Origin of the sequence: Kitasatospora sp. NBC_01300 (genome assembly GCF_041435235.1) — a bacterium.
In the GTDB taxonomy this organism is placed as follows: domain Bacteria; phylum Actinomycetota; class Actinomycetes; order Streptomycetales; family Streptomycetaceae; genus Kitasatospora.
On sequence record NZ_CP108408.1, the window covers coordinates 5,729,175 to 5,743,264 of the forward strand.

Sequence of the window (14,090 nt, forward strand, 5' to 3'; positions counted from 1 at the left end):
TGCGGGGATCGCGAATGCGTGACCGGAAACCACCGTCCTTGCGTTGGGGTCTGCGGTGTCCGCCCGGGCGAGTGTTCACGGGCCGGGCGATCCTGATGGCGCTTGCGCCCTCCGTTCATCCTCTGTACTGAACTGTCACTTTCGTACTGCTGGTACTGCACCTGCTGAACTGCGTCCTGCTGGTCGGTGGCCGTGACGGCCCACCCGGTCCGGCAGCCCGGGCCCGCCGGCCGCCCCGCGTCTGCGGTGGCCTGGAACCCCACTGCCCGGACTCCTCGGCACGCGCGCCCGCAGTCTGGGCGCCTTTGCCGAGGTCCTGCTTGTCTGGCGACTGCCGGGTACTGCACTCACTGAACTGCGCACTGCTCGGTACCGCTGGTGGCGGCCCCTGATGCCTGCGGGCCGCCCAGTCCGGCAGCCAGTCCCGTCGCCGTCCTGCGCCTGCCTGGCTTCGGAACTCCACTGCCGGACCGAACTGCGAACTTCGGTCCAACAACCCCGGCCAGTTCGTGTCTGGCCGGTATCGCCGACTGCTGTCTACGAGAGAAACGTTAGACCCACCCACGAGCAATGTCTACTCCGGCGCGCATAGATTTTGCGGCACCCGTGTGTGAGGTAGCCTTCCGCTGCGCGGCGGCGGCAACCCCCCGAGCCGCCGCCGTGCGCCCGAAGAAACGAGCGACACACCGCATGGAGGCGGCAGTGGAAGAGCTGGTGCCCACAGCACCAGAGACGGCCCGGAACGGACAGGCGGCCCTGATCGAAGCGATCACCGAGGCCGTGCGCAACGGTGACGACCGCCCCGTCCGCCGGCTGCTGGCCCGCTTCGCCGAACAGGCCACCATCGCCGACCTGTACGCCCTGCGCGACGCCCTCGACACCACCCGCCCATCCGGCGACCACGGGCAGAGGTGACTCCTGCCGGAACGCACTCGCGACCCTGCCCGGCCAGGCGTTCAGGTCGACCCCGGGCCTGGCGTCGCGGCTGCTGCGAAATGCGCGCTCGCCCTGGCTGACCGGTGCGAGGGAGCGGGTTCCGCAGGCCAACTGGCTCCGGCACCGTGCCCGTGTCGGCCGGCGCCCGGCACGGCTGGGCCGTTCGCACCTGCCCGAGGTCGATGTCGCGGCGCACCACCGTGGCGCCGGACTCGAACCGGGCGCCCGGCGGGGGCGGTCGGTCTCTCGTCGTCGGTCAGCGCTTGGAGGCCGACGCCGGCCGGATTGAACGGCCCGGCGCCGGCCACCCTGCCACGTTGTGTGGCCGGTGGCCGGCGCCGGTAGTGCCGCCCCGGGTCAGGCCGCGATCGTGAGGTCGGCGCGGCCGAACAGGAGCGCGTAGCCGCGGGGAAGGCCGGCGAGGAGGCGGTCGGTGAGGTGGTCGCCGGCGAGGTCGTTGAGGGCGGCCAGGACGGAGGACGCGTCCCAGCGGGCGCTGGTGAGGCTGGTGTTCAGGGCGCGGGCGACGGCTTCGACGAAGGCGGGCGCTGCGACCGGCTGGGGCAGGGGGATCTGGGCGGCGAACACAGCGCGGGCCCGGTCGGGGAGGCTGGCGGCGACGTCGCAGCGCTCCTCGCCGGTGAGCTGGGAGCCGAGGACGGCCAGGACAGCGTGCAGGACGCGTTCGGCCTCCTCGTCGGAGGTGTAGCGGCCGAGGGTACGGACCTGCTGGAGAAGGAGACGGTACCGGGTCATGGCGGTGGTGGCCTTCCAGGGGTGGGCCGCCGCTGGCGGTACGGCGGCGCGAAGGTAGGGGTCAGGGCCGGTGGCCGGGCTGGGGGCGGCCGAACAGGAGGTCGTAGCCGGGCGGCAGCTGGAGCAGGACACGCTCGATGAGGTCGTCGCCGGCCGCGTCGGCCACGGTGCTGAGGACGGCGCCGATGTCCCACAGGGCGGTGGTCTCGGTGGCGCCCTCGATCCAGGCCGCCGTCGCGCGCACGAACCTCTCCGGGCTGAGCGGCTCGACCGCCCGCAGCGGGCTGAGCAGGACCAGGGCCATGGTCTCCGGCAGGCGGGCGGCCAGTTCGGCGCGCACACCGCCCGCCAGGTGGGCGCCGAGCAGGGCCAGAACGACACGCGCCGCCCGCTCGGCCTCCTGGGGTGTGTCGTACTCACCGCGTTCCCGGATCTCCTCCAGGAACGCCTCCCATCGAAGAGTCACCACAGTTCTCCCTCTGTCCCAAAGACGGGCGCGAACGCCGTCGGCGCCCGGTCAGGGCTCGACGATCAGGCGCCCGTTCAGACCGGTGAGCTTGAGCAGCCGGACCACGCAGCGGCCGGCGCCGCGAAGGGCCAGGCGCCCGCCGCACCGGTCGGCCTGGTTGTGGGCCTGGACCAGGACGCCCAGGCCCGCGCAATCCATGAACGTCACCTCCGACAGGTCGAGGACCACCTCCCGATGTGACTTGAGCGCGGCGGTCAGGGCACGGCGCAGCGAGGGGGCGGTGCCGAGGTCGATCTCGCCGTCCGCCCGGACCACGAAGGGGTCGTGCCCTTGGTCGTGCATGGTGTCTCTAGCTGTCGGCCCGGGACGCCGTGGTGTGCAGGGGCCGCTGGGCCGGGCGGGTCGTGGCTGGGTGGGGTGGCCGTCCCGCAGGGCCCGGGGGATCGGCGGTGCGGGACGGCGGTCCGGGGGCCGGTCAGGCCTGGATCTGCTTGCGGCTTCCGCTATGGCTGATCTCGATCTTGCGGGGCTTGGCCTTCTCGGCGACAGGGATCTTCAAGGTCAGTACGCCGGCGTCGTAGTCGGCGCTGATCCCCGCGGGGTCGAGGGTGTCGGAGAGCATGACCTGGCGGGAGAACACGCCGAGCGGTCGCTCGGACAGCTCCCACTTCACATTGTCGCCCTCGTGGCGGGGGCGGCGTTCAGCCTTGACCGTCAGCATGTTCCGTTCGACGTCGATGTCGATCGCCTGCGGGTCCACCCCGGGCAGGTCGAAGCAGATCACGTACTCGTCGCCGACACGGCAGGCGTCCAGCGGCATCGGGGCCGGCCGGGACCAGGTGCCGTTCGTGCCCAGGAACTGCTGGGTCAGACGGTCCAGCTCGCGGAACGGGTCAGTGCGCATCAGCATCGCGAAACACCTCCACTGATCGATGGGAGCCAGTGCGCTTCACCTGAATCTGTTCTAGCATGTCATCCATCCGATGACAAGCAGCGAAGTCGCCAAAGGAGTGACACCTATGGGAAAGCGGCACGACCCGCCCGCCACCGGCGGCAGCCCACCCACAGGACCGGCGTCCTTCCTCGCCGCCGCCGCCGCGGCGCTCGCCGCCATCGCCGACGCCGTCCGCACCGCCCAGAACACCAGCCCGGCCACCCGGCCCGGCGCCGGTGCACCGGACGAGGGACCGAGGCCGGCCCTGGCCGCGCTGGTGCTGCTGCGCGAACTGCGCACCGAGCTCGCCGGCTGGGAGGCGGGCCTGGTGGAGAGCGCCCGCGCCGGCGGCGCCACATGGGCCGACCTCGCCCGGCCCATGGGCGTCGCCAGCCGTCAGGCCGCCGAGAACCGCTACCTGCGCCTGCGCCCCGCCGACAGCGGCTCCACCGACGCGGAGACCGGAGCGGGGCGCGTCAAAGCCGTACGCGACCGCCGGGCCGCCGACCGCGCTGTCACCGCCTGGGCCCGCGACAACGCAGCCGACCTGCGCGTCCTCGCCGCCCAGATCACTGCCGCGCCCGGCCTCACACCCCGGGCCCGCCCAGCGCTGACCGAGCTCATAACCGCCCTCGGCGCCCCCGACCCGGCCGACCTGATAGCGCCCCTCGCCGACATGCGACCCCACCTCGCCGCCGCCCACCCGGACCTCGCTGCCCGCCTCGACGACCTCACCAACCGCACCGACCGCCTCCGCCATGACAGCGACCAACGACGAACCTGACCCCCTCATCACCGAAGACCGCTGGCAGCACATCGAAGACCGGCTCGCCGCCATCGAACGCCGCATCCGCGAGCACAGCAGCGACGCCATTGCCACCGTCGACGCCTGCCTGGCCAGACTCGACGCCCTCCGCCACGACCTGGCCCACGGGTCCCGGCTCCCGCAGGCCTTCCCCACGCCCGCGGACCCTCCGGCCATCCCGCCGCAACCGGCGCGAGCCCGCACCGAGAGCCCGCCCACAACGGCCGGCCACCGGCACGCACCAACCGTCCCCGGACTCACCGCGACACGCCTCGGAGGCCGCCAGGCAGCGGTCCGGGTGCCCGCATGACAGGGAAGGTATGGAGAGCTGCCATCCCAGATGGCCCAGGCGATACACCGTGATTGGACGTTACGGTCGAGCGGAACCGCGCCGACTTCGTCCTTGTCTTACCTGGCTGGACACCCCTGCCCCTGACGTTGGTGAGGCGGCCGGGCTGCGGCGGAGGACTCCGCGTGCGCGTCCCACACTGCCCCGGACGTGCGCTGTCGCGGCGCGGGAGGCGGGCAGGTCACGCGGCATTCGCCAGCTCGGGCAGCCAGCCCGGCAGCCATCCCCGCCCGGCTCAGACCCGGGTCCTGCGAGCGCACCAGTCGGTGCAGTAGCGGCGGGCGCGGCCGGTGGAGGCCGGCGGCATCGCCTGGGCGCAGCCCGGGCAATGGCCCGGCGGAACCGGAGCGGCCAGGTGTTGATGAGAATCCGCGATTTCCCCCAGACCTGCTCGACCCGTCCGACGATCAACGAAGCGGGGAGGCCGGGTGAGTAGGCCGTTTCCGACGCCGTCAACGGCAGGGCGGGTACCGTGCGCGTCGGCCCGCGGCGGTGCGTTCAGGGCTCGGGATAGCCGGGGCCCGGCGTGGCCTCGACCAGGGCGGCGTTCAGCGTTGCCAGCGCGGCGATCACCGCGTTGACCTGCCCACCGGGCAGCCCAGGGAGCAGCTGGCGCAGTGTCGATTCGGCGTCCCGGTTCCTGGCTTTCTGCCGTGTCGCCGCGCGCTGGGATGCCTCCTGCGTCCTTACAGCCCTCGTCGGTGATCAGCTCACGACGGCTTCATCACCTACCTCCTACTCCCCCCGCGGCTACGCGCTTCTGTCGCCGCCGTCTGGCCCTTGCCGGCCAGGACGGCCGCTGATCCGTCCCGCGCGCATGAACGGACGAATATCGGTAAAAAGGGGTGAAGAAGGGGCGGTGCGGCTGCGGCGCCCGGCGGACGACTGGAGGACCTGATGAGCGACCTGTCGAACAAGGCGCGGGAACTGGGTGGCAAGGCGAAGGAGAAGGTCGGTGACCTGACCGGTGACGAGGAGCTCAAGGGCGAGGGCCAGGCCGACCAGGTCGATTCGAAGGTCAGGCAGGCCGCGGACAACGTCAAGGACGCCGTACAAGGCGCCGCCGACCGGGTGAAGGGCGCCCTGAAGCGGAACGACTGACCAAGGGAGGCACCGGAATGGCCCTGTTCCTGTTCATCCTGTTCATCGCCGTGGTGTTCGGCTTCGTCGGCGCCCTCGTGAAGGGCCTGCTGTGGCTGCTCGTCATCGGCGCCGTGCTGTTCGTCGCAGCCCTGGTGCTCGGCGGCGTGCGCCTGGGCCGCGGGCGAGGTGCACGCAGATAGGCGCGGGCCCCAGGCGTACCGTCCGCACAGGGGACAGGCCGCCTGTGTAGGCGCTGCGCTGGCCTCTGCGACACGATCCTCAGGGGACAGGACCGGCTCTGGGGTGGCACGTGTTGGCAGGTCTCCCGCCTCTCCCGCCCCACCTGCGCCCATCGGTGTCTCGCAGCGGCATTCCGTAACCGGCCACGGGGGACGGGAGTTACCAGGTTCGTGACCGAGACCGCCCAGGTGCATCAGAACCGGTCTCGGCGTACCGGGCACTCCTGGTCCGTGGCGCGCTGGCGGGCGTGCTGGCACGGTTTCATCCACTGGAACGTCACAGGAGCGCGCCAGCGGGCCGCGGAACTCTGGCATCTGGAGGTTCTCAGAGCACGGTATTTCACGTGATCCCAGGCTGGGCGATAGCGGTATCGCCGGGGTACTCGGGCCTCAGCCCACGACTTTCGTCCTGGGCCGCTCTGCGCGTGCGCGTTCTCCAGTCTCAGGGGGAGCCGGAGCCGCCGTAGCCCGCGCGAAGCGTCGGTGAAAGGGAACGGTGGGGCGTAGCCCGGCTCGTCGAGTTCAACTGGCCGTGGCCCACTGGGTGGTTCGCGCGTGCAGACGGGAGACGACTGCGGCGTAGCAGTTTCCGGGCAGGTCGGTGACCCAGTCGAAGGTGTCGAGGGTGACGCCGTGCTGGGCGGCGGCGTGGAGCATGTCGGCCAGCAGGACGGTCGCGGCGGCTTTCTGCTCCTCGGTGCCGGGTGTGGTGCGGCGCTGAGCGGCTTCGTTGATGCGGTCGGTCAGGTCGCGGTGCCTGAGGACGGCGCGGTAGCACGTGCTGGGCAGGTCGGTGACCCAGTCGAAGGTGTCGAGGGTGATGCCGTGTTTCGCTGCGGCGTGGAGGATGTCGGCCAGCAGGGCGGTCGCGGCGGCGCGGTCCTGCTCGGTGCCCTCGTCCGGGCGTCGCTCGGCGGCGGCGTTGACGCGGTCGGCCGGGTCACGGCGCCTGGCCATGGCGCGGTAGCACGTGCCGGGCAGGTCGGTGACCCAGTCGAAGACATCGAGGGTGACGCCGTGCTGGGCGGCGGCCCGGAGCATGTCGGCCAGCAGGGCCGTCGCGGCGCCTTTGTCCTGCTCGGTGCCCTGGTCGAGGCGTCGCTCGGCGGCGGCGTTGACGCGGTCGGCCAGGGTGCGGTTCTTGCGGTCGGTGTACTGGTACACGCTTCTGTCTCCTCGGTCGGTCGGGTGGCCGTCGGCGTGGCCGGGGTTCGTTTCCGGCTGTCGAAGCGGGTGATGGCGGCGGTGCCGCAGGGGGTGTGGACGCCGAACCGGGTGCTGCACGCGCGTCCCGCCGGGCCAGGCTCGGCTCTGGCGGGACGCTCGGTTCGATGCGACTCGTGTGAGGCGCCCCCGACCCTTGCCTGCGGCGTGTGCCGGGCGCGGACGGCCAAGCGGTGCGGGGGTGCGGCCGGCCGGGCTGGTTAGGCGTACGGCGGGCCGCACCCCGGTGGGACGTTACAGGCTGTGGGTGAGGTGGTCGGTCAGGAGGCGGGTGAAGCGGGCCGGGTCGGGCAGGTCGCCGCCCTCGGCGAGCAGGGCGCTGCCGTGGACGAGTTCGGCGATGTCGGTGAGGACCGGGTCGTCGGACTTCGCCCCGTGGGCCCGGTGCAGGGCGGTGATCAGGGGGTGGGTGGGGTTGAGCTCCAGGATCCGCTTCACGGTGGGGAGTTCCTGGCCCATGGCCCGGTACATCTTCTCCAGGGTGGGGGTCAGGTCGTGGGCGTCGCCGACCAGGCAGGCGGCGGAGGTGGTGAGCCGGGTGGAGAGGCGGACCTGCTTGACGTGCTCGGCCAGGGTGGCCTGCAGCCAGGTGAGGAGGGCGGCGAAGTCCTCCTCGCGCCGGGCCTTCTGCGCCTTCGCCTCGTCGTCGCCGTCGGTGTCGGCGTCGTCGCCGAGGTCGACCTGGCCCTTGGCGATGGACTGGAAGCGGTGGCCCTCGAAGGCGGGGACCTGGTCGGTCCAGACCTCGTCGACGGGGTCGGTGAGGATCAGGACCTCGTAGCCCTTGGCGGTGAAGGCCTCCATGTGCGGGGAGTTCTCCACCATCTGGCGGTTCTCGCCGGTCAGGTAGTAGATGGTGTCCTGGCCGTCCTTCATCCGCGCGACGTACTCGCGCAGCGTGGTCGGCTTCTGCGCGTCGTGGGTGGAGGCGGCCGAGACCAGGGGCAGCAGCGCGTCGGTGTTGTCGCGGTCCTCCAGCAGGCCTTCCTTGATCACCCGGCCGAACTGCTCCCACGCCGTGGCGTAGGCCTCGGGGTTGGCGGCCTGCATGTCCTTGAAGGCGGTGAGGACCTTCTTGACGAGTCGCCGACGGACCGCGGTGATCTGGCGGTCGTGCTGCAGGATCTCGCGGGAGACGTTCAGCGACAGGTCGTGGGCGTCGACGACGCCCTTGACGAAGCGCAGGTAGTTCGGCATGAGCGCGTCGCAGTCGTCCATGATGAACACGCGCTTGACGTACAGCTGCACGCCCCGCTTGGTGTCGCGGGAGAACAGGTCGAACGGGGCGTGGGCGGGGATGAACAGCAGCGCCTCGTACTCGAAGGTGCCCTCGGCGCGCATGTGGACGGTCTCGGCCGGGGGCTGCCAGTCGTGGCTGATCTGCTGGTAGAACTCGTGGTACTCGGCCTCGGTCACCTCGCTGCGGGGGCGGGCCCACAGGGCCTTCATCGAGTTCAGCGTCTCGAGCTCGACTGCGGGTTCGGCGCCGTCCACGGTCTCGGCCTCGGTATCGGCACCGTCCGCGGAACCGGCCGCGGCGGCGGGTTCGGCGGCCATGCGGATGGGCCAGCGGATGAAGTCCGAGTACTGCTTGACGATCTGGCGGATCTTCCACCCCGCCAGGTAGTCGCCGAGACCGTCCTCGCCGTCGGCCGGCTTGAGGTGCAGCGTCACCGAGGTGCCCGCCGGCAGGCCGTCGGCCGGCGCGATCGTGTAGGTGCCCTCGCCGTCGGACTCCCACGCGGTGCCCTGCTCGGTGCCGGCGCGGCGGGTGTGCAGGGTGACCTTGTCGGCGACCATGAACGCCGAGTAGAAGCCGACGCCGAACTGGCCGATCAGGTTCTGCGCCGCCTCCGCGTCCTTGGCCTCCTTGATCCTGGCCAGCAGGCCGGCGGTGCCGGACTTCGCGATGGTGCCGATCAGGTCGACGACGTCCTCGCGGGTCATGCCGATGCCGTTGTCCCGCACCGTCAGGGTGCGGGCCTGCCGGTCGACCTCCAGGGTGATGTGCAGGTCCGAGGTGTCGACCGCCAGGTCGGTGTCGGTGAGGGATTCCAGACGGAGCTTGTCGAGGGCGTCGGAGGCGTTGGAGATCAGCTCGCGCAGGAAGATGTCCTTGTTCGAGTAGATCGAGTGGATCACCAGCTGCAGCAGCTGGCGGGTCTCCGCCTGGAACTCCAGCGTCTCGGTCGGGCTGACCACGGGAGGCGTCTCCTTTGTGTGCGCGTAGTGGGAAGGGCTCGGGTCGGGCTGCCGGGGCTGGCCGGGGTGCTGTGTGGCCGGCCCCGGGGGTGTTCAGATGTGGCTGAGGGGTTGGTAGGGCTGCTCGGGGCGGGCGGTGCCGGGTCGGGCGGTGCCGTAGCAGGACAGGAAGAGCTTCCAGCCGTCGCGGCACTCCAGCGTCGCGCCGTAGCGCACTGCGGGTGGGTCCGGGCGCGTGCTGTACCGGTCGACGCGCACGATCCCGGCGGCCGGGTCGTCGGCCGCCATGGCGGCTGCGACCAGGGCCTGCTCGACGAGGGCCACCGGAATCGACGAGCCCGTCAGGTCCGGCGCTTCCACGCTCTCGGCGCCGTCACCGTCGCCGGTGGTGATGGTGGGGGCGGTGCCGCTGGCACCGGTGATGGTCCACCACACCTGTCCGCCGCTCTCCAGGGTCACGGTCAGTCCGTAGGGGCTGTCGTCGTCACGCTGGCAGGCGCCGGTAATGCCCGGTATGCCCAGGGCGCGCTCGATGAGCAGTTGCTGCAGATCGGCTGGAGTCATGGGAGTCGGCTGGGATCGGGGACGGCGCGACCGTCGCCGTCCGGAAGATTCGGGTGGTCTGCACGCCGCGAGCCGTCAGGCGTCAACTCGCGCCCCGTGTGGGGGCACAGGCGCCTCGTGCGGGCTTGCGGCGGTAAGCCGGTCCACGGCGTGCGGGTCGTGGACCGGCAGGGGTGTGACTCGGGGTGGTCACGGGCTGGCTGAGGGTGTGCGGCGCTGCCGGTTGCTGTCGGCGCGTAGCTGGTCGGCTCGGGCGGTGAGTTGATCGAGGCGGTCTGCGATCTTCGGGTGCTCCGCCTCCAGTAGGGGCCGGGTCTCGGTGAGCGGGGCGAGCAGGCGGGCGGGGTCGTTGTGGCCGAGTGCATCCAGGAGGCGCTCTATGGTGGGGGCCGCTTGTGTGCCGAGGCCGTCCAGAGCGCCGATCTGTCCGGCGAGGCGGCGCAGGTCGGCGGCGTTGTCGCGGGCCCAGGTGGTCACCGCGCGGTCGGCGGCGCGCTGGTCGCGCGTGGCCTGGACGCGTTGCTCGCCGGTGCTTCCCGCCCCGGTGCCGGCGTTCGCGCTGGGACGCAGGCGCAGGTAGCGGCGTTCGGCGGCTTGGCGGCTTTGGACGCCCAGTGGTTCGGCGAGGTCGGCCCAGGTGGCGCCGGCATCGCGAGCGGTCTCGATCAGGCCGGTCTCCCAGTCGGCGAGTTCCTCGCGCAGGTGGCGTAGCAGCAGGATTGCGGAAAGGGCCTGTTGTGGATCGCTTTGGCCTGCGTTGTCCGGGGGTGCGTGGCGGGCGGTGCGGGCGGCGGCGTCCATCATGCCCAGCGCGGCGGCGGCGGCCAGGAACGAGGCCGGCCCCACCCCGGCCGCGCCGGTGTCCTGGGTATCCATGTCGTCACTCTTTCGCTGACTGGGTGAATGTCATCGTCTGGATGACATGCTACAACGGTTCGTGGCGGGCCGCGCCGGCGCGAACCACCCAAAGACCTTCTGGACCGGAGGTGTCCGACGATGTCCATACGCACTGCGGAGACCCACCAGGCGCCCCCAAGCCCTGGTCGTAGCCGACCCCGATCCCGATGGACGCCTGACGCGAGGACGACCGCCTCGTGCTCGCGCTCGACCTGCCCGGCATCCCGCTGGAGGCGATCGAGGTTCAAGCGCTGGGCCGGATAGTCACCGTGAGGGTCGAGCGCCGGTCCGACCCGCGCTGCCAGGGCGTGCACACCCAGCTCGCCGAACTGGCCCCGGGGGGGGCATCCAGCTGGCCGACAGCCTCGACCCGGCCCGCATCGGGGCTCACCTGCATGCATGACGGCGTCCTGACCCTCACTGTCCTCGTCGCCGACCGGCTCCTGTCCCGCTCCCACCGCCTCGACTGCGAAGCCCATCAGGACAGGCCGGTCCCCGCCGTGCCCGTACCTTCGGCGAGCCCGATCCGGCCCGGATCTTCGACGACACCCCGGTCCACGGACGCCAGCCGCTCACCGCGGACCATCTGCGCCCGCTGCGTTCGATGCGGGCCGCAGCCGCGGACGAGCTGTACATCGTCTTCTCGACGGACGGCGGCGCCGAGGTCCTGCCCCTGCCGGTGATCGAGAAGCGCCTGGCCCGCGGGTGGCAGTGCTTCCTCCTCGCCGGCACAGTTGACCTTCCCGCAGACGTGATCGAACCATGGGCCCGTGAGGTCGGTCCCAGGCCCGAAGGACAGGAGAGCCTCTGGCCGCAGTACCCGCGCAGTGCGCACGACCCGCTCTTCGGCGAGGACCTCGGCCTGGCACACGGCGCCACACGGGCGGCGTGGATCGGGTACGAGCACGAGGACGCGGAGCGCAACCTGCGTCTGCTCGCCATGGCGCGCGGCGTGCGGGACCTTCGGACGCTGGACGGCGGGTACGACGACCACGGCCGCTCCCGCCCCCTTCCCCAGTCGGTGTGGCTGGGGCTGCTGGCCCACGCCGAGGACCTGGACCGAGAGCCGTTCGAGGCCCCGGGCACCGACCGGTGGCGCAGCGGCGGCAGTGGCATCCCGCTCGGCGTCCTCGCGGACGTGCAGGTCTACACGACCAACGCCGACCCCCGGATCCAGGGCAAGGGCCACTCGCCGTTCTGCGCGCACTCCCGTGAACGCGGCGTCGTCGCCGGCGACGACGTGCTGACCGTCGCGGACCTGCTCGACGACGGTGGCTACGACTGGTGCAGCAAGTGCCAGGGCTACGCCGTCCGGCGCCTGACCGACACCGAGCTGTCCTACTGCCGCGCCGCCCACCGGCTCCACGACATCGCGCAGAATCTCGACCCCGGTCGAGGCGGCCACGACCGCCTCGATGCCGAAACGATCATCCGCCAGCTCCGTGAACTCGCCGACTGGCGACCGATCGGCGAAGACCACTGGTACATGAGCGGAGCGCGGCGCTGGCGACGCATCGTCGGCGAGCTGCAGGTGAGGGCGGACGCGGCCGGACGCGACACCCCGTGACCCAACCGCGCAATGCCCCGAACGCGACCGAACTGAACAGGCCACCCATGACCAGCACACCGCGCGAGACGACCCTGTCGCCGCACGCCACCGGCCCCCGGCTGCTCGCCCGGCTCACACCGCTCCGCCAGGCCGGCTGGACGGAGGGCGAACTCTGGGACGAGACGGCCTCATGCGGCGCTGGCGAGGCGTAGAAGGTGGAGCCGAACGCGAGGCTGGTGGGCGTGTCGGCTGCCGCCCCGGCGTGGTCCGCCCGGGCCTTGTCTGCGCGTCGGTGCTTCGAAGGAGTGGCGAACCGCTCGTTGCTCTCTCGTAGCAGACCGGTGGGCTCCGGGACGTCGCGTACCGGCTGCGGGCAAGCTCATGGCAGACGCGGCCGGTGTCAGAGGTCCCGGGTACCGTCCGATCGGAGGGTCAAGTTCGGGCGGGAGGGATCGGTATGGCTGCGGAACGGAAGTGCAGGGAGTGCGGGAAGGGGGCGAGTGCCAACCGCAAGGGAAAGCCCGGCAGGTGTGTGCCTTGCATCGACGGGCACTACGTGAAGCTCGGCTGGAACCCCTGCGAGCCCCATGTCTGCACGGAACACGAGCGTCGTTGCCTGTGCACCACTTGTGACCAACCCGACGCGATCCCGTACAGCGAGATTCGCAACAAGCAGGTCCGATACTGCAATTCGTGTGCCTCCCGGAAGATGTACGAACAGGGCCTCGTGCGCGAGCCGGCGAAATGGGACATCACGAAGGAGGAGGCCGCGCGGATCGTGCTGGGGGAGGAGTTCCTCGCGCGTGACGCTGCCGGTGCCGTGGTAGATGAGTCCGGACTTGCCCAGAGGATGGGGCACGTGTGGTCGCTCGTGGAAGTGGAGTGCGCGGTCTGTGGAACGGCCAAGAGGTGGAGCGCGTCGATGAGCCTCGGCAGCCGGGCCGTGCCCGGGCGCAGCCGGTGCTCCAACTGCTCTGCACTGCCCCTGACCGCCTGGCAGGTCAAGTTCTTCGCCGCGTACGGGCTCGTGCGCGATCACGTGGGCTACGCCCGGCTCAGCGAGCGGGTCGAGGCGCACTGCACCGACTGCGGGGCGGCGCGCAGGACTTCCGTCTCCGAGCTGGCGAGCGGGGTTTCGCCCTGCCTCACCTGTGACGCTGCGACCACCGACCCGGATGCCTCGCATCTCGTCTACGTCGTGCACTTCCCGAGGCTTGGCGCCTACAAGGTGGGCATCACCGGTACCGGGGTGCGGCACGACCGGCTCGCGTCCCACGCGGCGCAGGGCGGCGTTCCGGTCGGACGGAGAGTGGTGCCGAACAGGGAAGCCGCGCGGACGGTGGAGGAGTTCGTCCTGCGCGTGGTGCGGGACCATCCGAGCGGCTGCACCGCCGAGGACTTCCCGCAAGGGGGCTTCACGGAGACCTGGGCCGAGGACGGACCGGAGGTGGATCTCGGTGGCATCGTCGATCGGCTGGCGCGCGAGGAAGCGCCCGGCTTCGACCGGCTTGGCAAGGTCAAGGCCTTCTTCGAGGACGAGCCGCTGACCATCGAGGAGCTGGTCGAGTTTCAGAGGATCGAGACCATCGAGACGGACGGGGGCGAGGTCCATTGTGTGGGCCTGAGCGAGCCGTTGGAACAGGTTCTTCGCAAGGTACGGGCCCGGAGGGCCTCGGGGGGCGACGGGCAGAAGTAGCGGGGGAAGTCGAGTGGGCCAACGGCGAGCCCGGGTCGGCCGACACGGTGCTGCGGATCGTGGCGGACCATCAGGCCAAAGGGCTGATCCGTTGGACGTAGCCGACGTGGCGGCCGGCCACCCCGACCTCCTCGCCGACGACACCTTCGTCTGGATCATCGAAGCCGTCTTCAAGGAGGATCGTTGCGGCGCGAAGCCAGACTCCCGGTCCCGCCAGCCATGACCCTCCCGGACTGGGCAGCTCACGTTTGCCTCGACATCCTCCGCCCGGACCTCGGGGAGGACGAGACCCTGCCGCCGACGCGAGGCTCGGGCGTCTCTGACCGGCGCTCCGGCCAGAGACGCCCCGCGCTCGGTTGCAAGCCGTAGTGCCGAAGCCGTTCGACG

17 protein-coding genes are annotated in these 14,090 nt (G+C 71.3%); 9 read left to right on the plus strand and 8 right to left on the minus strand.

Going from position 1 to position 14,090, the window contains the following annotated elements; genetic code table 11:
* Positions 1-714: 714 nt before the first annotated feature.
* Positions 715-915 carry a hypothetical protein gene (locus tag OG556_RS25435; RefSeq protein WP_371519662.1) on the plus strand — a complete coding sequence of 67 codons (201 nt, stop codon included), beginning with the start codon at positions 715-717 and terminating at the stop codon, positions 913-915.
* A 378-nt stretch (positions 916-1,293) separates the two neighbouring features.
* Here the strand turns inward: OG556_RS25435 and OG556_RS25440 are convergent, their stop codons facing one another.
* The 4 genes from OG556_RS25440 to OG556_RS25455 all read right to left on the minus strand — a co-directional run bounded on the left by OG556_RS25440 (position 1,294) and on the right by OG556_RS25455 (position 3,071).
* Positions 1,294-1,692 carry a DUF2267 domain-containing protein gene (locus tag OG556_RS25440; protein WP_359913418.1) on the minus strand — a complete coding sequence of 133 codons (399 nt, stop codon included), beginning with the start codon at positions 1,690-1,692 and terminating at the stop codon, positions 1,294-1,296.
* A 61-nt stretch (positions 1,693-1,753) separates the two neighbouring features.
* Positions 1,754-2,158, minus strand: a complete 405-nt coding sequence (locus tag OG556_RS25445; RefSeq protein WP_359913415.1) for a DUF2267 domain-containing protein — start codon at positions 2,156-2,158, stop codon at positions 1,754-1,756.
* 51 nt (positions 2,159-2,209) lie between these two features.
* Entirely contained in the window at positions 2,210-2,503 is a 294-nt protein-coding gene (locus tag OG556_RS25450) for an STAS domain-containing protein (protein ID WP_371519665.1), read from the minus strand.
* 133 nt (positions 2,504-2,636) lie between these two features.
* Positions 2,637-3,071: an Hsp20/alpha crystallin family protein gene (locus tag OG556_RS25455; protein WP_359913409.1), complete on the minus strand. Its 435-nt coding sequence runs from the start codon at positions 3,069-3,071 to the stop codon at positions 2,637-2,639.
* Between the two features lie 109 nt (positions 3,072-3,180).
* On the opposite strand from OG556_RS25455, the gene OG556_RS25460 reads away from it, so the two are divergent.
* The 4 genes from OG556_RS25460 (at position 3,181) to OG556_RS25475 (ending at position 5,532) form a co-directional block, all read left to right on the plus strand.
* Positions 3,181-3,879 carry a hypothetical protein gene (locus tag OG556_RS25460; RefSeq protein WP_371519668.1) on the plus strand — a complete coding sequence of 233 codons (699 nt, stop codon included), beginning with the start codon at positions 3,181-3,183 and terminating at the stop codon, positions 3,877-3,879.
* Complete coding sequence (locus OG556_RS25465; RefSeq protein ID WP_371519671.1) at positions 3,854-4,210, plus strand: hypothetical protein; 357 nt, start codon at positions 3,854-3,856, stop codon at positions 4,208-4,210. The genes OG556_RS25460 and OG556_RS25465 overlap by 26 nt, the downstream gene beginning before the upstream one ends.
* A 936-nt stretch (positions 4,211-5,146) precedes the next feature.
* Positions 5,147-5,350, plus strand: a complete 204-nt coding sequence (locus OG556_RS25470) for a CsbD family protein (protein ID WP_371519674.1) — start codon at positions 5,147-5,149, stop codon at positions 5,348-5,350.
* Positions 5,351-5,367: 17 nt separating this feature from the next.
* A complete protein-coding gene (locus OG556_RS25475) occupies positions 5,368-5,532 on the plus strand; it encodes a hypothetical protein (protein ID WP_371519677.1) in 165 nt (54 codons plus the stop codon).
* Positions 5,533-6,093: 561 nt separating this feature from the next.
* Here the strand turns inward: OG556_RS25475 and OG556_RS25480 are convergent.
* The 4 genes from OG556_RS25480 to OG556_RS25495 all read right to left on the minus strand — a co-directional run bounded on the left by OG556_RS25480 (position 6,094) and on the right by OG556_RS25495 (position 10,437).
* Positions 6,094-6,735, minus strand: a complete 642-nt coding sequence (locus OG556_RS25480) for a hypothetical protein (protein ID WP_371519680.1) — start codon at positions 6,733-6,735, stop codon at positions 6,094-6,096.
* Positions 6,736-7,029: 294 nt separating this feature from the next.
* Complete coding sequence (htpG, locus tag OG556_RS25485) at positions 7,030-8,997, minus strand: molecular chaperone HtpG (RefSeq protein ID WP_371519684.1); 1,968 nt, start codon at positions 8,995-8,997, stop codon at positions 7,030-7,032.
* A gap of 93 nt (positions 8,998-9,090) precedes the next feature.
* Positions 9,091-9,561, minus strand: coding sequence for a hypothetical protein (locus tag OG556_RS25490; protein WP_359913391.1), 471 nt, complete (start codon positions 9,559-9,561; stop codon positions 9,091-9,093).
* Between the two features lie 189 nt (positions 9,562-9,750).
* The gene (locus tag OG556_RS25495) at positions 9,751-10,437 is read right to left on the minus strand and encodes a type III effector protein (protein ID WP_371519687.1); all 687 of its coding nucleotides are present in this window, start codon (positions 10,435-10,437) and stop codon (positions 9,751-9,753) included.
* Between the two features lie 625 nt (positions 10,438-11,062).
* Between OG556_RS25495 and OG556_RS25500 the strand changes: the two genes are divergently transcribed.
* From OG556_RS25500 to OG556_RS25515, 4 genes are all read left to right on the plus strand, one after another.
* Positions 11,063-12,025 (plus strand): hypothetical protein, encoded by a 963-nt coding sequence (locus OG556_RS25500; RefSeq protein WP_371519689.1) that lies wholly within the window; start codon positions 11,063-11,065, stop codon positions 12,023-12,025.
* A gap of 47 nt (positions 12,026-12,072) precedes the next feature.
* Entirely contained in the window at positions 12,073-12,219 is a 147-nt protein-coding gene (locus OG556_RS25505; RefSeq protein ID WP_371519692.1) for a hypothetical protein, read from the plus strand.
* A gap of 344 nt (positions 12,220-12,563) precedes the next feature.
* Complete coding sequence (locus tag OG556_RS25510) at positions 12,564-13,703, plus strand: hypothetical protein (RefSeq protein ID WP_371519695.1); 1,140 nt, start codon at positions 12,564-12,566, stop codon at positions 13,701-13,703.
* 91 nt (positions 13,704-13,794) lie between these two features.
* Positions 13,795-13,926 (plus strand): hypothetical protein, encoded by a 132-nt coding sequence (locus OG556_RS25515; RefSeq protein WP_371519698.1) that lies wholly within the window; start codon positions 13,795-13,797, stop codon positions 13,924-13,926.
* Positions 13,927-14,090 lie beyond the last annotated feature (164 nt).